A 25,704-nucleotide genomic window follows, 5' to 3' on the forward strand; every position below is an offset into this window, starting at 1 on the left:
AAATTTGTGCGGACTGCCATAGTTTCCTACAGGAAAGTGTTGAGGCGGTCAGTTCGACTGTTTCTTGTATTTATTTCGAGACAGTTGGCATTACTCTTAGACTGTTATGTGGCTACGTTAGAAAGATTTCTGAATTCAATTCCAACACAGCAATCCCTTTCCTTTCTAGCGGGTTGAGGCTCAACCTTGAGGCAGAGATCGGGAGATGGGTTGATCAGAAAGAAATAAGATGTAGTGCATTAGTGTAGAAATGGCAGCGAGATAACCTGATTCATCTCTTGATTCATGCTTTTGAGGATTGCTTCGCATAAGCGACGAGAACTAATTTCACCCACTCGGCGCTCTAGAGTTAGATTATTTTCTTTACTGATGCCAGTACTGGCGTTTTCGCTTATTTATGGCTATAAGCAAGTTGAAAGCCATTTTGTACAGCCGAAAGCGATTTTTGTCTTAGGAGGAGAAGAGGAGCGAGAGTTATTTGCCGCTAAGTTTGCTCAAAAGCATCCAGGAATACCCATTTGGGTGTCTTCAGGTAGCCCCCAATGGTATGCAAAGCGGGTGTTTACGAAGGCAGGAATTGAGACAAAGCGCATCAACCTAGACTATAAGGCCGAGGATACGGTTACGAACTTCACGACTTTAGTGGATAAGCTGCAATCCGAAGGGATTGATAGCGTTTATTTGATTACCTCTGACGATCACATGCGTCGTGCTCGCGTCATTGGTGAAATTGTATTTGGGAGCCGAGGAATTGCCGTGAAGCCTGTAGAAATTCCCACAGGACGATCGCCTGAACCAATCGAAAAAGCGATTCGAGATGGCGCTAGAGCTATCCTTTGGGTGACGACCGGTTATACGGGAGCCACCCTGAGGTATAGTATCAAAAATGAAAAAAATGAATAACAATGAAGGGGCGTAACTAATCACGCCCCCTGAGTCACTGACTCTTGCACTAAAACGTAGGGTTGCACGATTAAAGCTTGAAATCGCTTCGTCTGATTAGAGTTCCAATCGGCGAGTTGGTGGGAAGACGGCTTGTGAATGAGCTGCTCACTAATCCAATGCTGTACTGTCAAAGCATCGTCACGAGCGATCGCAATTCCCACATCCAACAAATCTAATTGGGGATGAACAACCACCACTACATCCCGTTGGATATGAGGCTTTAGCCAGTCCAACTCGGCTTCATCCAAGGCTTCTGCTAACTGCGCTCTTAACTCTTGCATTCTGACAAAACTCCGTTTTAATTAGGTCTTATTGTACTGGCTCAAGTTCAGGGCGATTCCATCTCCCTAGAGGGATTGACTAAAAAAGTCTGAAGTGTAAACACACAAAGATCAACAGAATTGATCGGTATATGTCCCCTTCCTTTAGGATAGGCACTTTCATACTTTATACTTCAGTTCATATTATTTCCGTTGGCACCGAAATTAACTAAAACTGGGCTACAAACTCTGCGCCCCTCTGCGTGACCTTTGCGCCCTCTGCGTTAAAAAAAATCTAATCTTCCAATACCAACGAATTCAATACCACTTATTCCTCTGCTTTCATTTCATCAATTTCAAATAAACTCACAATTACACCGGCGATCGGAATAGAAATAAAAATACCCAATAAACCTGCGACTCTAACGCCCACTAACAAAGCAAAAAATACCACAACTGGATTAATATTAAGTGAATCTTGCATAATCCTAGGCGCAATTAAATTATCTTGAATCTGTTGAAGGATAATGCACACTGCTATCACTTGAAACGCCAAAAAAACATTTTGAGATAAAATAATTACAAAAACAACACTAACCCCCAAAGTTGCTCCAACCCCAGGAATAATATCAAGACCTCCAGCTATTAATGACAAAAGTAAAGGAAAAGGTACATTTAAAATTAAAAATACAATAAAGGTTGAAGTGATAAGAAAGAGGCTTAAGAGAATCTGCCCCTTAAAAAATCCCAGAAAGCTGCGTTGAATAATTTTATCAAACCTTTTTTGTAAAGACTTAGGCAATAACTTGATGATAAAATTCCAAATTCTTTCACCATCAAAAAGCATAAAAAAGGCAGTAGCGGCGATAAATATAAAATTTAAAAAATTAGACAGGAAAACTCTAATAGTTTCCACACTATAGCCGATCCCTACACCCAGTCCAGCTAAAATTTGGTCTCTTAATTGCTCTTCAATCGCATTCAAGTTGACCTGAATATTTCGAGCCTGCAAAAACTCTTCTAATCTCCCTACTAATGGGACTAGAGAGTTCAAAAATGTAGTTAAGCTTTCAATGAATTGTTGTCCTTGGGAGAACAGCGCTAATCCCACCGTGAGTGTCAGACTAGCCAGTATGAGCATACCCAACAAAAAAACCAAGACCACGGCTACACCGTGAGGCAAAAAACGACGTAGCCACCCAACTGGATAGCTGAGCAAGAAAGCGACGATGGCAGCGATCGTGAAAATGACAATGACCGTTTCAAAGTAATCTAAAATTTGGATCAATGCCCACCCAGAGGCGAACAGAAGTAGAAATCGGAGTAATACCGAGTTGTTCAGTCGCTCCAAAGGATTCTTTAGGGGTGGCTCACTCATACAAATTAAGCACGTAAGCAGGTTAGATGACTTCCTTTTCAGGATAGTTCGCCTCTAGGTGTGCTGACTCAACGTCCTAAGTCATGCATGGCATTAATTACCTCGGCACAATGTTGGGTCAAGGCTTCTAGTTCCTCTCGTTTGGTTGAAGTAGGGGCATCAATCACCTGACCAATTCGCACCGTGACAGGCACCGGACGCGGTATGGGTGAACCTTTGACGAGAACGTGCTGAGTGCCCCACAAACTGACGGGGAGCAGTGGGACTTGGGCTTTAGCTGCAATCCAAGCCGCACCCAGTTTAGGGTCTGTAATGCGAGCGTCAGGCGTCCTTGTTCCTTGCAAATACACACCCACAGCCCACCCATCTGTCAGACAATTCAGTGCTGAGCGAAGCGCACTTCGGTCTGCCATCCCTCGCTTCACTGGATAAGCACCATACAACTCAATCGCCTGCTTCAAGACAGGGACGCGAAACAATTCTTCCTTAGCCATATAGGCCACCGGACGCCGCAGGCAACACGACAAAAGCGGTGGGTCAAAGTCGCTGGCATGATTACTCACAACCACTAAAGGCCCTTCTTGGGGTACATTTTCCGCTCCGTAAATGCGACCACGCAAATAAGCGTGAAGCACCGGGCTGACAACAGACCACTTAAAGGCGTGGTAGAGAACTAGGCTGGCAAAGGGTTCGCGGTTTCTGCCCATGAGGGTTGAATGTTGGAAGGTTGAAGGTTGAGAGGTTCTAACAGATTAACGTGTGGAGCGATCGCTAATCCTTAAGTGGGTAACTCGGTGAGATTATTGATATTTTCCAACACTAAGTCAGGACACATCCGCTTAATCAGACCCGTGAGGACTTTACCAGGACCAATTTCCACCACTCGCTCCATACCTGCCACGGGCAACTGTAAACTAATCTCGCGCCAGCGCACGGAACCCGTCATCTGACGCTGGAGACGATGCTTGAGCTGTTCTGCCTCAACAGTTGGCACGGGTTCCACATTAGACAGGACGGGCACTTGGGCGTTGGCAAAAGAAACGGATTCCAAAACCTCCTGAAACTCGGCAGCCGCTTCTGCCATTAAGGGAGAATGAAAAGCACCGGATACATTTAAAGGGACGGCACGCTTTACTTTAATATTGGCGAGGACATCCTTAACGGCATCTGGTGTCCCAGATATGACGACTTGTGCGGGACTGTTGTCATTGGCGAGGACAACGTTTGGTGTTTGTTGAATTTGTTGTTCAAGCTGTTCGCGGTCAAACCCAATCAAAGCCGCCATCATGCCATCAGAAGCGCTATCCATTAATTCCGCACGGCGCTTGACTAGGCGTAAACCCGCTTCAAAGTCAAATACTCTAGCGACGTAAAGGGCGACGTATTCGCCCAAACTGTGGCCTGCTACGAGATCAGGTGTGTTGCCACGCTCGATCAGGACATCAGCGAGAATGCTTTCCACAACATACAAGCAAGGTTGAGTGTAAAGCGTGCGAGAGAGCTTGTCTTCCTGGCTTTGACAAATTTCTACAATATCCCATCCGAGAATCTCTTTCGCTCGCTCAAACTGACGCTGAGCCAAGGGCAAGTCTACTAAATCAACTCCCATGCCAATGGATTGAGAACCCTGTCCTGGAAACACCCATGCAGTTTTTGTCATTCGTCATGCATTGTTAATGGTCAGGGATTTATTATCTGTGATCAGCGCACCCTGTTGAGTGTTCCCAGGCAGAAAGCTTTTTGGGCTAAAAAGAATAAGCCTTATCGATTGGTTCCATGGGCAGGCACCCACCCTTGAATGTTATTCATGACCTGTTTCGTTAATTTCCACAATCACCACCGTGATGTTATCTCGACCTCCCTTCTCTTTCGCCGCCTCAATCAGTTTGGTCGAGGATTGGTCTTTGCTCAAACCGGGCTGGAGATGGGAAGTAATTAAATCATCGGAGAGTTCTTCCGTGAGACCGTCACTGCATAAAAGCAAACGATCCCCAGGCTGAACCTCTAGGGGGTAAACCTCAATCGGCTGTAAGTCTTTGCGACCCAAACATTGAGACAACACATGTCGCCAGGGATGTATCCGAGCCTGCTCTGAAGTAATATCACCGGCTTTCATCGCTCGTGCCACCCAGGTGTGGTCTTCCGTAATCTGTTCGAGTTTGGAGTTTCGTAAGCGATAGAGGCGAGAGTCTCCGACATGAGCGAACCAAGGCTGCTCTTGACGAAACATCGCGACAACGGCAGTGGTGCCCATATCTGAACGCTCTGGATGATTTTGCTGATCTTGCAAAATCGCCTCATTGGCCTCTAAGAGAGCCTGCGCCAGTAACTCATCAGATGGGATAACAGATTGCCAATGTTTATCTAAATAAGTGTGTATTGCCTCTGTAGCAAGTTGACTAGCCTCCTGCCCCCCGGCATGACCTCCCATGCCGTCGGCCACTATGAAAAAGCGTCCGTCAGGGTCGATATAGTAGTCATCCTGGTTGACAGTACGAAGTAAGCCCGGATCGGTGAGACCCGTGAAGCTACGTTTCATAAATTGTTTACTGGCGTTTTTTAACTTTACGAGTGTTAGAACATGCGGTCAAACCGGTCGAGCCTTCTGAGCAAGCGAATCAGGGCAAACGCCGCAACAGCCGCTACCAAAGCAACGACTAACGCCAGCTCAACGTTCCCATTCACGAATAGGAGGGTAGCTGATAGTGTGAACGCACTGATGAGTAAAGTATAGTTCGTTCCCAACTGAATACTACTAATGCGTCGCAGAATTCGGTCTGATTCGATAGACCGCACTCGAACACGCAGGTCGCCACGTTCTAGTTTTTCAATGGTATCTTCAATTCGCCGAGGCAAACCCAAAGCCGTGCTACTCACTTGCGCGGCTTGGCGTCCCAGCTCATTGAGGAAGCTATTACCGTTGGGAGTGTTGCCGTTTGTCATAATCTGCAATGCAAAAGGTTTTGCAACCTCCATAAAGTTGAACTCTGGATCTAAGCCCTTCCCGACACCTTCCAATGTCGAGAACGCTCGCATCACGAAGGTAAATGTAGCAGGAAAGCGAAATGGCTGATCGTAAGCAATTTCGTAGAGATCGTCGCTGATTTGAGCCACCGATTGATTCTCAAAGGGCTTATCCATGAAATGATCCAGCATATACTGAACCGATCGCCGTACTGGACCCATATCATCGACGGCGGAAAGCGCACCCAATTCAACCAGGGATGTAACCACTCGCTCCGCATTTTTTTCGGCAATGCCAAAGAGCGTCTCCATCAATTGCTCACGCACATTCGATTTAATCCGCCCCATCATGCCAAAATCATAAAAGATCAACGCTCCTTCTGGATCAACCGCAATGTTCCCTGGATGGGGATCAGCATGGAAGAATCCGTCGTTGAGGAGCTGCTGGAGGTAAGCTTTTGCTCCCAATCGCGCAATCAATTTTCGGTCTAGACCAGCGGCTTCTAGGGCTTCATAGTGACTAATCTTAATCCCTGGTACATATTCAAGTGCCAGCACCCTAGGAGAGGTATACCGCCAGTATACTCGTGGCACCCGCACCCAGTCATAAGTCCGAAAATTGCGGCGAAACGTATCGGCATTACGTCCTTCGCTGAGGTAGTCTATTTCCTCCCAGAGGATGCGGCAACACTCTTCATAGATTCCCAGCCAGTCTCGCCCTCGTCCCCAGTCAGGATGGTTTTGAAAGTATCGAGCAATACCTTTCAGGATTTGGAGATCAATGGTAAAAAGCTTCTTTAACCCCGGCCTTTGTACCTTAACAACAACCTCTTCTCCACTCTGTAATTGGGCTTTATGAACTTGTCCCAGGCTAGCGGCAGCAAGGGGAATCGGTTCAAAATTACAGAAAAGTTCTGTTACAGGCTTGCCAAAATCCTGCTTAATAATGGCTTCAACCTGCTCGTAACTGAAAGCAGGCACCCGGTCTTGCAGCTTACTTAGTTCTTCGACATACTCACTAGGAAATAAGTCGGCACGGGTTGAAAAAAGTTGACCCACTTTAATAAAAGTTGGGCCTAAATCTAAGAAGGTTTCTCGAATCCAAATCGCCTGGGTTCTGCGACGACGCGCCCGTTTTTCATCTGTGATTCCACCAGGATAGCTCCAGGGCTTGCTATCAAGCCATAACCCAAAGAGTAGGGTTAAAAAGAATCCCCAAATGTCAACGAATCGCCGATTCCGGGAATAATTTTCTCGATTCCAGCGATAGGCTTTATCTTTGTAAACCTTATCGACAGAGCGCTGGGGAGAGAGCGGACGTTCCTGATTGGGTTTGAGGTTGATAGGGTCTTTAGAGAGAGCAGACACTCGGATTCCTAGAATAGTGTTTCAAAAAATCAGTCGTATAAAAAAGCTTTTAACCTCTGCGATTAAGCATGATTATTGATTTTTTGGCTCAATCTTTGTCTCTCCCACCACTAAAAAACAACTGTAATCTGCTTAGGAGTTTCCACTCTTAGACGGATTGATTGCGGTAGAGTTTCAATTCCGCACGCAATCGGGCAATTTCGGAGCGCAGCTCATCGATGGTGGCTTGAAGATCACCCGACTGGGAACCAAACGGTACAATCGTGGTTGTCGTTCTGCCAAGACTTGCCGCTTCAGCCTCCCGTTGGGCTTTTTCCAGGACTTGCTCGGTAAATTGCCGCAGCCGTTCGCGTTGCTCGGCATCAAACTTGCCGAGTTCACTCAAGGCATTGGTTAGGGCATCTTCTACTTGCTCATTCAGGGCTTGCGCCAGAGCTCTGCCCACAAAAAACGCATGAATTACAGAATTGCTCATGAAAAAATTTCTTTAGCATCCGCAACAAAATTATAACTTGTTTGTCAGGATAGGGGATGGAAGCCCGGATGAAGGTTGAACGTTCGATACTAGAGCGGTTTGAAGGTTCTGAATATAACCTTTAACTGGCTAACTGACCCCCGTTCCACTCAGATCCGGGGTTTCGTTACAGGCCAATCGCTTCTAGGGGGAAACGATTGTTCCGTGTGCAAGAAGGTCGAACCCGGTGCCTGAGGCCCGTTGACTCGAAGTGCAAAACCAAATCCTAACCCCGCTGAGGCGGCGATCGCACCGGTCAGAAGGAGTGCTCGTAGGAGCGATGTCCTTTTGGGTAAGTTCTCTTTTTGAGTACAGGATAATTTCCCTAAACGCCCATTCAGAAGGTTAAATTTTATTGCTGTCGTGTTCCTAAAATTAACCAAAGTTTGGAGTTTTGTTACGAAAAGCTGACCGATGGCGGATTGAGGCGTTGGTGAGGCAGAGGTTTTGCCGTTGGCGGGAGGCGAGTTGGCAGTACTCCTACCAGAGATAGGACGGGGCAATCCTTCTGGGTTGGCTTTAGATTGATCGATTAAACAATCTTTTAGAGCGGGTTGAGGCGTTGGTTTTTGATCCAACTTAGGCAATAGAGAAAGCCAAGCTTCCACCGTTTGGGGGCGTTTTTGAGCCGTGAACTCCAGTCCACGCCAAATCGCCCGTTTAACGGCTTGGCTAATCTTAGGCGTGACGTGATGGGAATTTTGTAAGAAAAGGCGATCGCCTCCATCGGCTTGAAGCTTTTGGCGAACGGGTGCAGGTAACGGTGGGTTCCGATACAACAAGGTATATAAAGTTGCCGCCAAGCTATAAATATCTGTCGCTGGTGTACGCAGATCCTCCTGGGAATATAGCTCTAGTGGAGCATATCCAGCCGAGAGCCAATCACCTTGAACTGGCATCATTCCAGCTAATAACTCACTCAACATCCCCAACCCACTAATTACAACGCGATCCGTGTTTTGTCGCCGAATGATGTTTTGAGGTTTGATATCGCCGTGTAGCAACCCTGCCTTGTGCAGAGAACTCAAGGCATTGCTTACTTGACGAATATAATCAATCGCTTTCGCTTCTGAAAGTACCGACCTTTGAATGAGTTCCGCAAGAGTCTGCCCTGGGACATATTCCATCACAACGTAAGGACAGCCAGCGTCTTCAAAGACATCGAGTATCTGAACAAGATTCGGATGCTTAAAGCGTTTCAATCCCTCGGCGTACTTGATCAATTTTGGCTTGAATCGGTCAAACTCTGAGCGCTGAAGCAGATTTTCGGTTAAGGTTCTGATGACGACGGCTTGACCTGACTCTGTATCAATGGCTCGGTAGGTGAGTGTCAGGGCATCCTGGCCTAGATGGGCATTGAGGAGATATTTTCCTTGATGTAAGGCTGCTCCAGCCGTCAAATTCATAAAATTTCACTCACCGTTTTCCCTACATATGCTACCTCTTAGAAGTCGGTCAGCAAACCCTCAAGGTGGTTGACGAGCTTTTCAGCCTTTCTTGGGAACGTGGTTTAAGCATTGATGCCATCACAAAAGACGATTTTTCCACCGCTCGCGCTCTCCCTACTGATAATTTTGGGATCGCCAGGAATTGCCAGTTCCATTGCTACTACGCGTCAGCCTACACCCGCAACCGCCACTACAGCTAGTGCATCCCGGCAAAAGTTTCTGACCACCTCTGTGCAAGCGGGGGAGCGGGGCCGGAGCTCATACGAGGACAGGAAAGCAGGGGAGATTTTAGCTGGTCAGTTATTTCTGCCATGCTGCACTAGTCAGGCTGAAGTGTTAGCCGTTTTGGCTTTCAACCTGGCTACGAGTGGAAACATTGAGCAATCCCAGCCACTCTTCGAGCGTGCCATTCAGGTGGCAGAAGTAATTTCGGATCGGGCGGCTAAAATCAGAGCATTGTCTGCGATCGCCTTGAATCTGGCACAAGTGGGGCAAACACCGCGCTCAGAACAACTATTTAACACAGCGGTACAGCTAGCCAAAAAAACAAGCCCCGATTTCGACCTATACGCTCAAGGCCCAGCCTTGCGGGATGTCATCATGCAAATGGCTCAAGCCAGACAAACCGAACGAGCATTGCAATTAACGAAGACACTTTCTTCCCATCTCCTCAAAGCTCAAGCTCTCAACGAAATCGCGGCAAGTCTTGCCGATCGCGGACAATGGCAGCAAGCCAAGTCCATCCTACTAGAGGCGCTGCAATTCGCCAGAGGCATTACCGGAGACTATGCCTATGAATCCAATGGCTTTTGCGGCAACGAGAAATTTGCGGTACTTTCTAAAATTGCTGGCAATTTAAGTTTACTGTCTCAGTTAGACCGCGCCCTGCAAGTAGCGGGAAGCGTATCTGGCTGTAGTTCAGCCGCTGGGCAATCGACTCAGGACTATCAAGCCTGGGCATTTCTCGGCATTCTTAGCCATCTGAAAAAAGTAGACTCAGTCAAGCAGACGTGGAAAAGCGCCCAAGCCATCCAAAGCCCATTGGAGCAATCCATCGCTTGGTCGGCGATCGCCGTCAAACTGATCGATATGGGAGAAGTACCCCTCGCTTTATCGATCGCGCAAAAAATTGCTGCCATTCCTCCTGTAAAAGACTATAGTCCAGAGTGGACGCTACTCAATTTGGGTACAAAAGAAAATGCCTTGAGGGATATCGCCATTAAACTGACACAAAAGCAACAGTTTGATGCAGCGATGCAAGTTGTACAGGGCATGACAGCATCACCGCCGTCAGTATCTGGCTCAATGCAGGAGTCCGATCTCTTTCCCCAACCCAGTATCAAAGACACAACCTTGGGTGAGATCGCCCACCAGATGGCACTGGCTGGGCAAGTTTCTTCAGCACTCCAGGTAGCAAACTCCATTCCTAATATTGAAGGGAAAGCCCTGGCTCAGATTGCGATCGCCAGAGTCTTGCAAACTACAAAACAAGGGTCACAAGCCTCAAAATTACTTCAAGATTTGGTCTTACCGCCAACACCCATAAAGCCCAATGACTATTACGGTTATCAGCCGCTCAGCCACATTGCCACTGCACTGGTTACGGTGGGACAAACGGATCGTGCTCTCCAGATGGCTGAATCGATCCCAAGTGACTTACTCAGAGAAACAACCTTAACAGATATTGCTGTCCAACTGGCAGATTTGGGACAAATTGAACCAGCGGTGAAACTGGCTAAGAACCTCAAAGGACAAGGTTCTAGATCGATACTATTCAACAAAGTAGCCTCGAAGCTCGTGGAATTGGGTCAACTGGATCAGGCGCTTCAAATAGCATCTTCCCCCGCAAGCAGTTCATCATCCCTGGAAGGAAGTGAAAAAGCCAAGTTGTTAGCTGAAATTGCGGATAAATTTGCCCAAATAGGGCAGCGATCGCAAGCACTAAAAGTGGCGGAAACCATTGAAGATAATGAACTTAAAGCCAAGACGATAGCTGAGATCGCCACCAAACTGGCTCTGTAAATAGCATAAAAATGCTCAATTCCTCACCCAACACCCCAGCACCTCAGCACCCCAACACCCCAGCACCCCAGCTAAATTAAATGCATCACAGCTTACTGGGCGACGGATAATGTTTTGCCAGAAAAGCTTTAGCCTCTGCCTCATCCTGAATCATTCCATCCAGTGTTGCGGCTAAGAGTTTGTCCAACATTTCTCGGTATTGCGGCCCTGGTTTATAGCCCAACTTTTTCAGGTCGTTGCCATTGAGTGGTGCCTGTATATCAGCCCACGTTGTGAGATATTTCCACAACATCCGTCTGATGCTTCTAGGAGCTTGAATCGCCATCAAAACTAAAGTGGGTAACTTATACTGTCGCAGTAACCAGACAACTTCACTGGGACGCTTGGTATTCGGCAAGGACTTTAACACCTGTGCTTGTGCTGGAGCGAGTTGCTGGAGGCGCTCAATACTATCGAGGGGCAACTGAAGATTTTCTGCCACAGCCGCCCGTTCTTCCGGAGCTAGGTATGCCAGCAACACTTCTAAGCGCATCTGCCAGTGTTCTAGGCGTCGAGTGGGGTCAAACCGTCGCAGCCAACGGTCAACCAAACGTACTTGCCACCACAGTGTCTCATTGAGATCTAGGGTGGGATGGATACAGCGCAATGCACCTAATGAGGCTAAAAGCTGTAAGGCTCTGTTCCAATAAGGTGCCTGTAAAATATGCTTCAGTTCGGCTTTAAGGCGAGTTTGCAGGGCGGGGGCTTTGTCATTCTGGGAAAGCGATCGCTCATACACTCCACTTTCCATGGCATAACGGATATACGCTTCGGTTTGGGGTTCAATTTCAAATCCCAAGCGCACGGCAAACCGTACAGCGCGATAAATCCGGGTGGGGTCTTCGATAAAGCTGTTGGCGTGCAAAACTCGAATTTGACGCGATCGCAAATCCAGCAACCCGCCAAAAAAATCCAATAAGGGCAACTCCCCACTCCGAGAAGTCGTCAGGCGAACCGCCAAAGCATTGATGGTAAAATCTCGCCGATACAAGTCTTGACGAATCGAACTGGCTTCAACTTCAGGATTCGCTGCCGGATAAGGATAAAATTCAGTGCGAGCGGTGGCAATATCAACCCATAACGAGTCCAAAACTGGGTCATTGTGCCATAACAAAGCTGCCGTCTGAAAGGCTCCATGAACGTCTAATCGTACATTGGGGTAGAGTTTCTGAAGCGATTGAGCTAGGGTTACCCCTGCACCCGTATCCGCTGAGCGATGAAACCCATCCACGACTAAATCAATATCTTTGAGCAGTAGCTTCTGTGACGCATCAGCCAGTAATAAATCGCGGATGGCTCCCCCCACCAAATAAAGATTCCAGCCCCTAGATTGAGCCTCCTGAGCGGCTTGGGAGAGGAGTTTCCACTGCGTCGGCGCGAGGCGATCGCGAAGATTCGGAATGATCGCTTGAGGATGGGTCATCGGTAGCGGACACACATTGTCCCCACTTTCCCACTCTCCACTACCATTTTGATGCAGTTGCCGCAGAACATCGGTGCGGGTGACGATTCCGACTAACTGCCCATCCTGCAAGACGGGAAGACGCCCAATATCGTAAGTCACCATCAGCGACTCAATTTCTGGTAGAGACGTTTCGGGCGCGATTGTCTTGACATTTCGGGTCATATAACCTTTGACAGGTGCATGACCAAACCCATGATGTAGTGCTAAATCCAAGTCTCGCCGTGAAACAACACCAACCAGTTGGTCATTCTCGTCTACCACAGAAAGCCCCGAATGTCCATAGCGCAGTAAAATCCGTTGGGCTTCGCTAATCGTTGTTTCGGGACGAATCGTGCGTACTGGCGACGACATTAACTCCCGTGCGCTGAGTGGCTCTTGGATTTGGTCTTTAAGTTGGTGAACAAGCTGCTCTACCGTTGCCAGGGAATCCACATCTCGGAGTCTCATTGATGCCGCTTGGGAATGTCCACCACCCCCCAAGGGTTGGAACAACTTGTTCAAATTCGTTCCTTCAATTCGCGATCGCCCAATTACGGTGAGATAAGTTGAAGTTTGAAGGCTGGAACTTTCAACCTTCAATCTGCCAACCTGTAACCCTTGAGGATACTCTGCTGCTAGCAGCAAGGCATCGCTTTCTGTGAGTTCAACCAGTCGGGACGCCAAGCTTGATAATCCAGGGACAAAGCCTATTGTTTTCAGGAGTACCCAAGAAATTTTGTAGCCCAAATGGTTTTGTGAGTGTAAATTATCTAAGGCTTGTGTTAATAGGGTTTGGAGTTGAGGAGATAGTCCCGGATCGACATATTCGGCAATTTGCCGCACATTTGCCCCTTGTAGCATCAACCAGGCTAAAGCGGCAGCATCTCGTGCTGTCGTTTGGTCATAAGTCAAAGAACCTGTATCCACATGAATACCGAGTGCCATGACGGTTGCTTCAGCCGTGGTTAAGGCAATAGAAGCTTGCTGCAACTGCTCAACAATCAGAGTCGTCGTTGCTCCCACGGACTCAATTTGAATTTGGGTAGCGGGGATATCGCTGTCGATATCGAGGTGATGATCGTAGATTTCAATTGCGGTTAAATGAGATAAGTCGAACCATTCAGCAGCTTTTCCTAAGCGATCGCGCTTTTGGGTATCGACCACGACGAGGGATTGTATTTGTTTGGGGTTGACAGACCGACGCTCAATCAGGGCATACTCATCCCGATGCAGGGCTAAAAAATCTCGAACCGCTGGATGAGCACCGCCGGTCAGAACCAGCTTGGCTCCTGGCTTCAGGCGTGTTAACCCCACGGCAGCTCCTAAAGCATCAAAATCAGTGGTTGTGTGGCACAAAATCAGATCCATGGTTCGTGGGGTGAGGGTTTAACCGCTCGGAAATTTCAGCTAAAGTCGGTCAAATTTCGCTAGCTAATTGGCACAAAGGATTTCATCAGACTGACACAACTGACCCAAAGCCCTTCTGTTTCAGGAGGTTAGAGGGATTGGCAACAGTTAAAATAGCAGATATTCCCGATTCAGATGTGTCAGTCCTAACGGAGCAAAAACGCTTTCCAGAGTCAGTCTCAATAAAAACACGGCAATAAAAGAGAAAACTCTAGCTCTTGCCATGAGATTATATTATTGGTTGCACTCCCTGCCTGGATGGCTGAATCACAAAATCCACATATCCACAATTGAGTTAGATATAAGTGGGCTGCAACTAGCACAGCCAGGGAAACTCCAAACAACAAAGGGCAAAATAATTGTCCTGTTGGCGCAAGCCAAGCTACAAACTCTGATTACGCCTTCTCTCTCGGAGGTGTTGACCTGGAGACGCTGAGTAAGACCTATTCGGCTTTGCTCTAAACGGCATCAGCGGATGATCCGGGAAGAGTCCCTGTCGTATACTTCACGATCAGTCAAATTCGGGCTGAATAGTTTTTATCCAGCTCACTGCTTTTAATTTGGGAGAACAAGAAATGTCTATCATATTTCAAATATCACTTGCTGCTCTGGTTGCCCTGTCCTTTGTTATGGTGGTCGGTGTACCCGTCGCCTACGCCTCTCCGCAGAACTGGAATCAATCCAAACAGTTAATCTTTTTAGGTTCCGGCGTTTGGGTGGCTCTTGTTCTTTTAGTGGGTGTCTTGAATTTCTTGGTGGTGTAAACAACGTACACACCTCTACCCGAATTTTCGCTCTTAATGATTTCACACAACAGCCATGGCAGTTTTCGAGGGAACTTTTACTTCATCTAAACCCCTGCGGTTTGCAATTATCATTGGTCGATTCAACGATTTAGTGACGGGCAAACTCCTAACAGGATGTGAAGATTGTCTGAAACGCCACGGTGTTGATACCAATCCCCACGGTACTCAAGTAGATTATATTTGGGTACCTGGTGCTTTTGAGGTACCCCTGATGGCTCGTCAAGCCGCGATCACGGGACGTTATGATGCCGTGATTTGCCTAGGTGCAGTCATCCGGGGGCAAACCCCTCATTTCGATTATGTCGCGGCTGAAGTAGCCAAGGGGATTGCTTCGGCTGGCGCTGAAACGGGTGTGCCAGTAATCTTTGGAGTTGTGACAGCAGATACCATGCAGCAAGCCTTAGAACGGGCGGGTATCAAGAGTAATAAGGGCTGGGACTATGCCTTGAATGCCTTGGAGATGGCGAGCTTAATGCAGCACTTCAAGGGAAACGGGATAGCTTCAACTTATGCTACTTATGAAGAAAATGCTGTTACGCCTCAGGCGCTACCGATTTCCTCCAATCGGACAATCACTTCAGAGGCAAGGGTTGAACACCAACCGTCGGCTGAGTAGCTTTTGGGGGATGAAAAGAGACACAGGGACAGCCAGACAAGGGGGACAAAGCCAGTTTTTTTCGGCATTCTCCTTGTGTGTCTTTCCGTTTTCTCCATCCCCCATCCAAAAACTAAAATTCACCCATCAGTTGACAGATTGTGATTATTCTGACAAACTAGAAATTGTGGAAATGATGCGGGTATAGCTCAGTGGTAGAGCGTCACCTTGCCAAGGTGAATGTCGCGCGTTCGAATCGCGTTACCCGCTTTAAAAAATACAAGTATTAAGATAGCAAACTATATCATTCGTACTTGTTACTGAGTTAATGAAGCTTGTAGATTATACAAAACATTAACAACCCTAACTCTAAATGCTGAGCTAGGGGGGTGCATGTTAGGGGAAGCGCTAGTATGATTAAGAATGGGCATTTCCTCTGCATCGCTCAATCCGGGGTCTTGATCGCTTCTCAGGCAGTAGTCACAGGTTACTCCCGCCTCAATGGGATTGACCAACACTACGGCTCGTGCAAGTTAGGATAATCTTTGCTTGAAGTGTTTGGGTAATGAAATAGCGCCTGTGCCATCTCAGAAATCTCAAAAGATTGACTTAAATAATGAGTACCCTTGCCCTTGTCGGCGTCGGGGTTCTTTAGTACCAATCACGCTGACCGATGCCTTTGGCTGCAATCGCTGTCAGCAGATCTTCGTGGTTGAAGAAACTGGGTATGTAATAGAGCAACTCTCTACCAGCTACCCCTACAAAAAAGCGTACCGTTGGACAGGAAATCGCTGGAGTACAGCGACTTCGAGTTTTGGGGAATATTACCTACCGATTGCAGTGGGGATGGTCTTCGTACTCCTAGTAGTCTGGCTTCCAATCGCGTTACGCGCTCCAAAAGGCCTCACCTTTGTGTTGGTGTTGCTGGCAGTGCTGATAGCGGTACTGCCATCTCTATGGCTTTGGCTAGCTCATCGGCGTTAGCAGAAGGTGATAAATGGAGACTGATGGCTTTACGCCTAACCCAACTGATGCTGTACTCCGTGCCTATCGGGCTTCTTTAGTCTTAGCAACGACTACAGGAGTAGACCGCAGTCGCGGGATTCAAGCCATGGCGAAGGCGCTCTCTAACTCCTTTGATGATATTTTGGAAGCCAACACCCTCGACTTGGAAGCTAGTCGAGAAATGGCAGTGCCAGAGATCATTTGGGAGTGGCTCAAGCTGACGCCAGAGCGGCTTCAGACGACTATCCAGATATTGCAAAGAATTGGGGAGTTATCCGATCCCATCCGGCGGGTGATGAACGCTTCGTACCAACTGGATCACTCTCAAACCTATTGCCACCTGATGCCCCTGGGAGTCATTGCTTTAATTTATGAAGCATTTCCAGAGTTGAGTGCAATCACCGCAGCCTTTTGTATCAAAACTGGCAACTGCCTGATTCTCAGAGGGGGAAGTGAAGCCAGTCAATCTAATCTGGTGATTTCCCAGGCTTTACAAACAGCCTTAGATGACGCCGGGTTGCCAGACGGATGCCTGCAACTGTTGCCCTCCGAACAAGGTGCTTCGATTCGGGATTTAGTCACCCAAGACCGCTACCTCAACTTAGTCATTCCCTATGGACGACCTACGCTGGTACAGCAAGTATTGGAGCAATCAACCGCACCAGTTTTAAGGTCGGCAATGGGCAACTGCTACCTGTACTGGTCTGCCACAGGGACGCTAGATATGGTTCGTTGGGTGATTTTAGACAGTCAGGCGAGCGAACCTGATCCCGTCAATGCGATTGAAAAGATTTTAATCAATCGTCATCAAAAACCCTCCTCCTTGGTCATGCTTTGGAATAGCCTCAAGGAAAAGGGATTCAAACTCAAAGGCGATGCCGAACTAGTGGCTGAGTTTCCCGAACAGTTAACCTTGGCAGCAGAATCTGAATGGAATCAACCTTATCTCAATAAGACTATTGCTTTTAAAGTCGTCGATAACATCGAGGCCGCGATTAGCTGGTTGAACCAATACAGTAGTGGTCATGCTGACTGTATTGTCACAGAGTCTTATCAGGAAAGTCGCCAATTTGCCTTAGGGGTTGATAGCGCTTCGGTTTATATTAATTCCTCACCCCGATTTTCCCGCAACCCGCAACGAGCAGATGCGGTGTTTCTGGGGATGTCGAATCAAAAGGGCTATCGTCGAGGAATGATTAGCTTGGAGGCGCTCACTACACTTAAGCAGGTGATTCAGGGTAATGAGAAATATTAGAAAAAGGGTAATCGGTAATGGGTAATGACAGAGTTAAGAACTGTTTTTAACTTTGACTTTTGCCTGCTCCATTACCAATCACCAACTACCCATGAAAAATTACCAATGACTATTCTTTGCCAACCAGTTTTACCTTCTGTGCCAAACCTAACAGTTGGAGAAACTGAATCGTCATCCAGGTTAGGTCAATTTCCCACCATTTCATACCGTGCCGAGCCGAATACTGATAGGCGTGATGGTTGTTATGCCAGCCTTCACCATAAGTCAGTAAAGCCACCCACCAGCAATTTCTTGAGTGGTCATTCGCGTCATAAGTTTGATAACCAAACATGTGCGTTGCACTGTTGACCAACCAAGTGCAGTGAAACACAATAACGATCCGGGCAAAAATGCCCCAAACGACAAAAGGCCAGCCTCCTAAACCATAGAAAATCAAGCCCAGAACGATTTGAATGGGGACAAAATAATTTTGAAGAAACTGATAAACAGGGTCATCTGAAATGTCTTTTGTGTAGCGAGGAATCTCTACATCCGATGGGATATTATAGAGCATCCAACCCATGTGGCTCCACCAAAATCCCCGATTGGAATCATGGGGATCGGGTTGAGTATCAGAATGTAAATGATGGATGCGATGCAAACCAACCCACCGGATTGGCCCTCCCTGACAAGCTAAGGTACCGCAAAAAACGAAGAAGTATTCCAGCCATTTAGGAGTCTGAAAACTTCGATGAGTGACTAAGCGATGAAATCCTAGGGTAATTCCTAAACCACCAGTGACCCAGTGGAGCAAGATAGCTAAGCCGATAGCTTTCCAGCTAAAATTGCTAGGAAGTAAGGCAAAGAGAGCACCGATGTGTAACACCGCCATGAAAATGATGGTGACCCAATCGGGGCGTAAGGGGGAGGAAATCTCCGCTTTTTCTGGATTTGAGGTAGCGATCGTCATCTGTAAGTTTTATTTAAATTGTGCAGCCCAATCTGTTATCTTATTTGAGATTTTGAAGGATGGATTCAGGAGTTTTGATTTGTGAAAAAGCCAACCTTCAAAGATCGCCAATCACAAATTGATTGATTAATGAACAGCGATAAGCAACTGCAAGAAGCAGAAAAGGCACTAGTTCCGATTTTTTACGGAATTGACTCTGCCGTCAAGCAAAATCTCAAAAAAGTCCTGGATTCCTTTCGCCGTCACCGGGTAGGAGTTCATCACTTTGCCGGAGTCAGTGGTTACGGGCATGATGATTTGGGTCGCGAAACCTTGGATCAGGTGTTTGCGGAGGTGATGGGGGCTGAGGCGGCGGCGGTGCGGGTGCAGTTGGTTTCGGGTACCCATGCGATCGCCTGTTGCCTTTTTGGTGTCCTGCGTCCTGGTGACGAGATGCTGGCGGTGGTAGGTGCGCCTTACGACACTTTAGAAGAGGTGATTGGTTTACGAGGTCAAAATCAAGGCTCTCTACGGGAGTTTGGTATTGGTTACCGTGAGTTACCTCTCACCCCTTCCGGAACCGTAGATTGGCACAATTTAGGTCAGGCGGTGGGCGACAACACACGCCTCGTCTTAATTCAGCGTTCTTGTGGTTATTCCTGGCGATCGAGTCTTTCCATTGCCGACATTGAAAAAATCGTCCAGGTGGTTAAACAACAAAACCCGGACACGATTTGCTTCGTGGATAACTGTTATGGGGAATTTATTGAAAACCGGGAACCTCCAGCCGTTGGGGCGGACCTCATTGCCGGTTCCCTGATTAAAAATCCCGGTGGCACTATTGTCACAGCGGGTGGATACATTGCCGGAAGGGCTGATTTAGTTGAGGCTGCCGCTTGTCGCTTGACAGCCCCTGGAATTGGCAGTTCGGGGGGCGCAACCTTCGAGCAAAATCGGCTGCTGTTTCAAGGGTTGTTCTTAGCCCCCCAAATGGTGGGAGAAGCCATGAAGGGAAATCACTTAACGGCTTATGTCTTCCACCAACTGGGCTATCCGGTCAATCCGCTGCCCATGGCACCCAGGCGGGATGTGATTCAAGCCATCCAACTCGGTTCACCAGAGAAGCTGATTGCCTTTTGTGGAGCGATTCAACAGCACTCACCCATCGGTTCCTACCTCAGCCCCGTGCCAGCAGAGATGCCCGGTTACGAGAGTCAGTTGGTCATGGCAGGAGGTACGTTTATTGATGGCAGCACTTCCGAATTTTCCGCCGATGGCCCCCTGCGAAAGCCCTATATTGCCTTTTGTCAAGGGGGAACCCATTGGACTCATGTCGCGATCGCGCTAGAAGCGGCTATCGAAGCCGTTGGACCAGCTTAAGGAAATTGGCTGGAAGCGTTATCTGCACTCATCACTGCTCAACACGAGCGACAATCTAGCTAAACCGATGGGAAGGGGTATAGCTAGGTTGAGCGTCTTGAGTTCTGAAGCGCACAAGCCAGTCGGAATTAGCTGCTAAAAGATGCTCAATTCCCCAATGAACATAATTCTCGATGTGTAAACGCAGTTCTAAGGAACGATACGGAAACTTAGTCTTGACGGGCCAGCCTTGCTGATGGGCAAGGACAGGATAAAGTCCCTGAATTCCACTCATCACATAGTTCACTAATTTTTGGCGTAATTCAGGATTAGCAAAAGCTTGCTTGTAAGGATCATCAGGATACAGGTCTAAAGCATTTGCAATTTCTTCATTGATGACCAAGATTCCCAAATTTTCACTCTCTTTGGACATGGGTGATGACATTGTTTCGCTCCTCAAATCGATGGGCTACTAACTAACGCTAATCCACGCGGAAAAATGAATAAACCCTCAGCGATCGCTTCTTTAACCAAAAGACCTCTGTACCTAAGTACGGACCACGCCACTCTTCGCTGCCCTCTTTAGTTTCCTCCGCAACAGACAGGAGAGCGGGAAAGGTCAGAGACTCTACGATGGGTTTACTTCGCTGAATGTACAGCTTGGAGGTGAAAAATTTGGGTAAGAAAGCCCAAACCAACAGCCGTTTTTTGTAAATAAGAATTAAGAATTCTGTTTGAGGCGGTAGCCGAGGCCATGAACCGTCTCAATTAAATCATGAGGCGCGCCTACTGTTTTGAGTTTATTGCGTAAACTCTTAACATGTGCTTTGACCGTATCTTCAGTTGGGGGACTCTCTAATGACCAAATATGTTCGATCAGGAGACTGCGGCTGAGTACCCGCCGCCCACTCCGCAAGAAAAGCTCCAAGAGCGCATACTCTTTAGGCGTCAGACGCAAGGGTTTGTCATCGTAAGACACGTCATAAGTACTCGGATCAAGCTTTAAGCCCCCCCACTCCAACACCGGTGACGTTGAACTCATACCTCGACGCAACAACGCCCGAACACGAGCTAACAATTCGGGGAGATCAATGGGTTTAACCACATAGTCATCGGCTCCAGCATCCAAGCCGCTCACTTTGTCGTAGCTCGTATCGCGAGCTGTAATCATCAGAATTGGATTGCTGTAGCCTTTAGCCCGTAATCTCTGGCAAAGGCTGATCCCATCTAGTTTAGGAAGCATTACATCGAGCAACATCAAGTCATAGTCCATCGCTTGGGCTTGCATCCAACCGGCTTCCCCATCACTCGCAACATCCACGACATACCATTGATCACTCAGGGCTTCTGCTAGCGCTTCAGCAAAGCCCGCATCATCTTCAACGAGCAAAATTCTCATAGCCAAACCCTATTGAGTTTGAAATTGTTACATAAAGGGGTAAAAGAGACATTGAAGAAACCATCACGCATAAGTTCCTATTGGCAAGGGTAAAATGGCGGATTAATGAAAGACAAATCATAACATTTTTACCTAATTGATAAAAATCTTAACCATTATGCACTCCGCCACCTCTCCAGAGCCTCCTGGTATTTTCCAATGAAAGAAACATAATTAAATTTTCTCCCCTCTCAGTTCCACCTACTCCTAAACTTTGCCTCTGTGCTCGATAGCAAGTTAAATAGCTAAATAGCAAGTTAAAGAGCAAGTTATGACTTTAAATAGCAAGTTATGACGGCTAAAATCCAATAATAATGAAAACAGTGATTACAAAAAGAACTATTAGTACCTGGTTTGGGTTGGCACTGTGCCTGCTCAGTGGAGTGACTATTTTGTCCTATTGGAGCCTGATGAGCCAACCTTGGATGGGGAATGGGTTCAATCCAATGTGGCTCGTCGCGATCGCTAACAGTTGTAGTCTGGTCGTACTCGGTTGGCTGTACGATCGGCTGGGGCTTGGGTTCACTCCTTCGCCATATTTGGAAGACATCCCGTGCCCAAGTACACAACCCGAACACGATCACAAAAGCCTTGCAGAACCCTTAGATTCAGCCTTACAACCAGGGCATCAGCAGAGTACTCAATCGCAAAGCATGGAAGAGACACTCAAAAGTAGTGAGCAACGCTTTCGGGTGGCACTGCAAAATTCGCCAACCTTTGTGTTCTCTCAAGACAGCGAGTTACGTTACACCTGGATATACAATCCGAATCGTGAGACTCAAGTCCAGAAAGTGATCGGTCAATCAGACGCTGAGATTATGGCTCCTGAAGACGCCAAACGGCTGACAGCCATCAAGCAGCGAGTGCTGACAACAGGAGTAGGAACGCGAGAAGAGGTATTTGTGACAGTCAATGGAGAAATTCGCTATTACGACCTGACTGTAGAACCGTTACTTAAATCAACCGGAGACATTGTAGGCATCACCTGCGCAGGTACGGATATCACGGGCATTCGGATTCGGGAACAGCAGTTACGAGCGATCTTCGAGCAGTCGCTGGATGCTATCACGATCACAGATAATCAGGGAATCTATTTAGAAGCAAATCCTGCTGCCTGCAAATTGTTCGGTCTGCCATTGAGTGAGCTTTTGGGCAGGCGGATTGTAGACTTTATGGAACCGGGCTTTGATTTTAAATCGGCGTGGCGATCCTTCCGCAAACAGAGGCAGCTAACGGGGACAATTCGCCTTTTACGTTTGGACGGAACTGTGCGAAACGTGGATTATTCTGCGAAAGCTGACTTTTTACCAGGCAGACATTTGTCCATTCTGCGCGACATCACAGAACGTGAGCAAGTTGAGATAGCTTTGCGCGAAAGTCAGCAACAAGTTGAACTGGCTTTACTGGAAGAACGTAACTTTATTTCCGCCATTTTAGAAACGGTCAATGCTTTAATTGCAGTTCTCGATGCTCAGGGAAGATTTGTCCGTTTCAATCGCGCTTGTGAGCAAATGACCGACTACTCGTTGGAGGAAGTTAAAGGGAAATATATTTGGGATTTGTTTTTAATTCCAGAGGAGGTGGAGCCAGTCCAATCGATGATTCAGGAACTCCAATTGGGTCAATTCCCTAATGAGTCTGAACATTACTGGGTCGCACGAGATGGCAGTCGCCACCTGATTTCTTGGTTTAATACCGTGATTCTCGATACTGATGGATCGATTAAACATATCATCAGTATTGGGATTGATATCACGGATCGAAAACGAGCCGAAGATATGCGTCGGGCATTAGAACGAGAACAAGCGCTGAGTGAACTCCGACTTCGTTTCTTTTCCATGGCATCCCATGAGTTTCGTACCCCTTTGAGTACTATCTTACTAACGGCTCAAATTCTGGAATCGTCTGCACAGGGATGGTCTCAGGAGAAACGAACCCGAAATCTCCAGCGGATTGTATCGGCAGCTAAAGAAATGAGGCAAATGCTGGATGATATTTTAACCATTAATCGAGCTGAAACTGGAAGGATAGAATTTGCCCCCATCCCCATTGAACTCAATGATTTTTGTCAGCAGATGCTCCAAGAAATGCGGGCTTATGCCACTCCTTTGCATACCTTAGCTTTTTTTAATCAAAGCGAAGCAAAATGGGCTTTTATGGATAAAAAGATATTACGTTATATTCTATCCAATTTGCTTTCAAATGCCATTAAATATTCGCCTAAAGGGGGTGAAATTAATTTCAAAATTCTGCAAAATCAAGAATTTATTCTATTCCAAATTTATGACCAGGGAATTGGCATCCCGTTATCCGATCAACCCCATTTGTTTGAAGCTTTTCATCGGGGAGCGAATGTTGAGAGTATTCCCGGTTCTGGCTTGGGGCTGACAGTGGTGAAAAAGTGTGTGGAGTTACACGACGGCAGAATCATGTTTACGAGTGAAGTAGGAGCCGGTACTACATTTACAGTGATGATTCCGATCCAGATAGCAAATGAATCGTAATGGGTAATTGTAACAGTTAACAATTCATGTTCATAACGCAATAAATTTCATGGAAGGACAAAGACTGGGTGGACGTTATCAAATCATCAGTCAGTTGGGGCGGGGCGGGTATGGTATTACATTCTTAGCTGAAGACTGGCAGCTACCCGGTAATCCTCGCTGTGTGGTTAAGCAACTCAAACCTGAAGCAACTGATGCGAAAAATCTAAAAGTAGCGGCACAGTTATTCAACTCAGAAGCACAAGTTCTCTACCGATTGGGAAATCATCCTCAAATTCCTAAACTGTTAGCTCACTTTGAGGAAAATCAAGAGTTTTATTTAGTTCAGGAATTTATCGAAGGTCATAATCTCACCCAGGAATTCCCTAAAGGGAAGCCGTTGAATGAGTCTTATGTTATTGCCATTTTAAGAGATATTCTAGAGATTTTGGCATTTGTGCATCAGCAGAATGTCATCCACCGTGACCTTAAACCCGACAATATTAGACGGAACAAAGATGGCAAAATTGTTCTGATTGATTTTGGTTTAGTTAAACAACTAAGTACTCAACAAACGGATTCTCAAAATAGCGTAACTTTGACCGTTAACATGGGCACTCGTGGCTATATGCCGAGCGAGCAAGCTCTCGGTAAGTCAAAATTCAGTAGTGATATTTATGCCTTGGGAATGATTGCCATTCAAGCCCTCACAGGAATCATTCCCCGCAAATTATCAGAAGATGCCAATGGTGAAGTTATTTGGCGTGACAAAGTACAAGTTAGTACCAAGTTAGCCGAAATTTTAGACAAGATGGTACGCTATGATTTTCGTCAGCGTTATCCGTCCGCAACAGAAGCATTGGAAGCGCTAAAAGAGGCTGGATTAATTACTTCTTCCCTAATGCCAAATTCCTCTTATAACAGTCCTCAATCATTGTTTAATAAAGCACATATTTTGTGTGAATTGAAACGGTATTCAGAGGCAATTGCTTATTATGAAGACGCTATTTTAATTCAACCTAATTTTTATCAAGCTTGGTATGAAAGAGGTAAGGCACTCTATCAATTGGAACGATACGAGGATGCGATCGCTTCTTATGATCAGGTGATTCAATTCCAAACCGACGATGCAGAGGTTTGGTTTGAACGAACTCAGGCACTCTATCGCTTGCAATCGTACTCAGAGGTCATGATGGGTTTGGATAAAGCCCTACAAATCAGGCCAGACTACGCTGAAGCTTGGGTGATGCGAGGGGTGGTACTGCGAAATTTGCAACGGGATGAAGAAGCGATCGCTTGTTACAATAAAGCGATTGAATTCAAGCCTGATTATGCTGTCGCTTGGTATAACAGAGGCGTGCTGTTAGCGAGTTGGCAACGGTACGAAGAGGCGTTTACTGCTTTTGATCAGGTGATTCAACTCCAACCCAACAATGCTGTTGCTTGGTATAACCGAGGCGCGGCGTTAGGGAATTTGCAACGATATGAAGATGCGATCGTTTCTTGTAATCAAGCCATTGCATTCAATCCAAATTACGTGCAGGCTTGGTTTCAACGGGGTATGGCGTTAGGTGAATTGCAACGGTACGAAGAGGCGATCACAGCTTATGACAAGGTGATTCAACTCCAACCCGACTACGGGGAAGCTTGGTTTCAAAGAGGTTTTGCGCTGTATAACTTGCAGCGTTACGAAGATGCGATCGCTTCTTATGATCAAGCCATTGAATTCAATCCCCTAGACGCAGAAGCTTGGGGGAATCGAGGAGGCGTATTATTGAAGTTGCAACGGTATGAAGAGGCGATCGCTTCTTTCGACAAAGCGATTCAAATTCAACCCAATTTCCCTATGGCAATATATAACCGAGCACAGGCATTGAGTCAGTTGGGATAGTAAACTGTTTGCTAATGTGAGAGTAAGTTGCTTGCCTAGGAAGCATTAAGCCGTAGACTGGGGAATCAATCCGTAAAGCTGCAATTTCAGGATGTAGTTTTATCTGTTGGAGGGAACTGACTTAGAAGCTGCCAAGCTGGAGGATGTAACCTTTT

22 protein-coding genes and 1 tRNA gene are annotated in these 25,704 nt (G+C 46.9%); 11 read left to right on the forward strand and 12 right to left on the reverse strand.

What is annotated here, in order from left to right:
- The first annotated feature begins 285 nt into the window (after positions 1 to 285).
- A complete protein-coding gene (locus MIC7113_RS09105; protein WP_015181880.1) occupies positions 286 to 903 on the forward strand; it encodes a YdcF family protein in 618 nt (205 codons plus the stop codon).
- 20 nt (positions 904 to 923) lie between these two features.
- Here MIC7113_RS09105 and MIC7113_RS09110 read toward each other — a convergent pair whose 3' ends face one another.
- The 8 genes from MIC7113_RS09110 to MIC7113_RS33175 form a co-directional block, all read right to left on the reverse strand.
- Positions 924 to 1,226 carry a DUF2288 domain-containing protein gene (locus MIC7113_RS09110; protein WP_015181881.1) on the reverse strand — a complete coding sequence of 101 codons (303 nt, stop codon included), beginning with the start codon at positions 1,224 to 1,226 and terminating at the stop codon, positions 924 to 926.
- A gap of 307 nt (positions 1,227 to 1,533) precedes the next feature.
- Entirely contained in the window at positions 1,534 to 2,583 is a 1,050-nt protein-coding gene (locus tag MIC7113_RS09115; protein ID WP_015181882.1) for an AI-2E family transporter, read from the reverse strand.
- Between the two features lie 68 nt (positions 2,584 to 2,651).
- A complete protein-coding gene (locus tag MIC7113_RS09120) occupies positions 2,652 to 3,290 on the reverse strand; it encodes a lysophospholipid acyltransferase family protein (protein ID WP_015181883.1) in 639 nt (212 codons plus the stop codon).
- A gap of 71 nt (positions 3,291 to 3,361) precedes the next feature.
- Positions 3,362 to 4,243, reverse strand: a complete 882-nt coding sequence (fabD, locus tag MIC7113_RS09125) for an ACP S-malonyltransferase (RefSeq protein WP_015181884.1) — start codon at positions 4,241 to 4,243, stop codon at positions 3,362 to 3,364.
- Between the two features lie 141 nt (positions 4,244 to 4,384).
- Positions 4,385 to 5,122 carry a Stp1/IreP family PP2C-type Ser/Thr phosphatase gene (locus tag MIC7113_RS09130; RefSeq protein WP_015181885.1) on the reverse strand — a complete coding sequence of 246 codons (738 nt, stop codon included), beginning with the start codon at positions 5,120 to 5,122 and terminating at the stop codon, positions 4,385 to 4,387.
- 35 nt (positions 5,123 to 5,157) lie between these two features.
- Positions 5,158 to 6,891 (reverse strand): ABC1 kinase family protein, encoded by a 1,734-nt coding sequence (locus MIC7113_RS09135; RefSeq protein WP_051055867.1) that lies wholly within the window; start codon positions 6,889 to 6,891, stop codon positions 5,158 to 5,160.
- Positions 6,892 to 7,063: 172 nt separating this feature from the next.
- Positions 7,064 to 7,390 (reverse strand): DUF6825 family protein, encoded by a 327-nt coding sequence (locus MIC7113_RS09140; RefSeq protein WP_015181887.1) that lies wholly within the window; start codon positions 7,388 to 7,390, stop codon positions 7,064 to 7,066.
- A gap of 149 nt (positions 7,391 to 7,539) precedes the next feature.
- Complete coding sequence (locus MIC7113_RS33175; RefSeq protein WP_015181888.1) at positions 7,540 to 8,835, reverse strand: serine/threonine protein kinase; 1,296 nt, start codon at positions 8,833 to 8,835, stop codon at positions 7,540 to 7,542.
- A 114-nt stretch (positions 8,836 to 8,949) separates the two neighbouring features.
- Here MIC7113_RS33175 and MIC7113_RS09150 point away from each other — a divergent pair, with 114 nt between their 5' ends.
- The gene (locus MIC7113_RS09150) at positions 8,950 to 10,899 is read left to right on the forward strand and encodes a tetratricopeptide repeat protein (protein WP_015181889.1); all 1,950 of its coding nucleotides are present in this window, start codon (positions 8,950 to 8,952) and stop codon (positions 10,897 to 10,899) included.
- 85 nt (positions 10,900 to 10,984) lie between these two features.
- Here the strand turns inward: MIC7113_RS09150 and MIC7113_RS09155 are convergent, their stop codons facing one another.
- On the reverse strand, positions 10,985 to 13,750 hold the full coding sequence (locus MIC7113_RS09155; protein ID WP_015181890.1) for a CBS domain-containing protein: 2,766 nt from the start codon (positions 13,748 to 13,750) through the stop codon (positions 10,985 to 10,987).
- Positions 13,751 to 14,012: 262 nt separating this feature from the next.
- Here MIC7113_RS09155 and MIC7113_RS37205 point away from each other — a divergent pair, with 262 nt between their 5' ends.
- The 6 genes from MIC7113_RS37205 to MIC7113_RS09180 all read left to right on the forward strand — a co-directional run bounded on the left by MIC7113_RS37205 (position 14,013) and on the right by MIC7113_RS09180 (position 17,450).
- On the forward strand, positions 14,013 to 14,225 hold the full coding sequence (locus MIC7113_RS37205; protein ID WP_015181891.1) for a hypothetical protein: 213 nt from the start codon (positions 14,013 to 14,015) through the stop codon (positions 14,223 to 14,225).
- Between the two features lie 139 nt (positions 14,226 to 14,364).
- Positions 14,365 to 14,553 carry a photosystem II reaction center protein PsbZ gene (psbZ, locus tag MIC7113_RS09160; RefSeq protein WP_015181892.1) on the forward strand — a complete coding sequence of 63 codons (189 nt, stop codon included), beginning with the start codon at positions 14,365 to 14,367 and terminating at the stop codon, positions 14,551 to 14,553.
- A gap of 55 nt (positions 14,554 to 14,608) precedes the next feature.
- On the forward strand, positions 14,609 to 15,211 hold the full coding sequence (gene ribH / locus MIC7113_RS09165; protein WP_015181893.1) for a 6,7-dimethyl-8-ribityllumazine synthase: 603 nt from the start codon (positions 14,609 to 14,611) through the stop codon (positions 15,209 to 15,211).
- 177 nt (positions 15,212 to 15,388) lie between these two features.
- Positions 15,389 to 15,460 (forward strand) — tRNA-Gly (locus MIC7113_RS09170).
- A 309-nt stretch (positions 15,461 to 15,769) separates the two neighbouring features.
- Positions 15,770 to 16,174 carry a hypothetical protein gene (locus MIC7113_RS09175; protein WP_041779967.1) on the forward strand — a complete coding sequence of 135 codons (405 nt, stop codon included), beginning with the start codon at positions 15,770 to 15,772 and terminating at the stop codon, positions 16,172 to 16,174.
- A 13-nt stretch (positions 16,175 to 16,187) separates the two neighbouring features.
- Entirely contained in the window at positions 16,188 to 17,450 is a 1,263-nt protein-coding gene (locus MIC7113_RS09180) for a glutamate-5-semialdehyde dehydrogenase (protein ID WP_015181895.1), read from the forward strand.
- A 109-nt stretch (positions 17,451 to 17,559) separates the two neighbouring features.
- Here the strand turns inward: MIC7113_RS09180 and MIC7113_RS09185 are convergent, their stop codons facing one another.
- Positions 17,560 to 18,399 (reverse strand): acyl-CoA desaturase, encoded by an 840-nt coding sequence (locus MIC7113_RS09185; RefSeq protein ID WP_015181896.1) that lies wholly within the window; start codon positions 18,397 to 18,399, stop codon positions 17,560 to 17,562.
- 129 nt (positions 18,400 to 18,528) lie between these two features.
- Here MIC7113_RS09185 and MIC7113_RS09190 point away from each other — a divergent pair, with 129 nt between their 5' ends.
- Entirely contained in the window at positions 18,529 to 19,758 is a 1,230-nt protein-coding gene (locus tag MIC7113_RS09190; RefSeq protein WP_015181897.1) for a methionine gamma-lyase family protein, read from the forward strand.
- Positions 19,759 to 19,813: 55 nt separating this feature from the next.
- Here the strand turns inward: MIC7113_RS09190 and MIC7113_RS09195 are convergent, their stop codons facing one another.
- Positions 19,814 to 20,182 (reverse strand): hypothetical protein, encoded by a 369-nt coding sequence (locus tag MIC7113_RS09195; protein WP_015181898.1) that lies wholly within the window; start codon positions 20,180 to 20,182, stop codon positions 19,814 to 19,816.
- A gap of 276 nt (positions 20,183 to 20,458) precedes the next feature.
- Complete coding sequence (locus MIC7113_RS09205; protein ID WP_015181899.1) at positions 20,459 to 21,136, reverse strand: response regulator transcription factor; 678 nt, start codon at positions 21,134 to 21,136, stop codon at positions 20,459 to 20,461.
- Between the two features lie 353 nt (positions 21,137 to 21,489).
- Between MIC7113_RS09205 and MIC7113_RS33180 the strand changes: the two genes are divergently transcribed.
- Together MIC7113_RS33180 and MIC7113_RS09215 are read left to right on the forward strand one after the other, a co-directional pair.
- Positions 21,490 to 23,679 carry a PAS domain-containing sensor histidine kinase gene (locus MIC7113_RS33180; RefSeq protein WP_015181900.1) on the forward strand — a complete coding sequence of 730 codons (2,190 nt, stop codon included), beginning with the start codon at positions 21,490 to 21,492 and terminating at the stop codon, positions 23,677 to 23,679.
- Between the two features lie 49 nt (positions 23,680 to 23,728).
- Positions 23,729 to 25,549 (forward strand): serine/threonine-protein kinase, encoded by a 1,821-nt coding sequence (locus MIC7113_RS09215; protein ID WP_015181901.1) that lies wholly within the window; start codon positions 23,729 to 23,731, stop codon positions 25,547 to 25,549.
- The last annotated feature ends 155 nt before the right edge of the window (positions 25,550 to 25,704 follow it).

It is taken from the genome of Allocoleopsis franciscana PCC 7113, assembly GCF_000317515.1.
GTDB classification, from domain to species: Bacteria; Cyanobacteriota; Cyanobacteriia; order Cyanobacteriales; family Coleofasciculaceae; genus Allocoleopsis; species Allocoleopsis franciscana.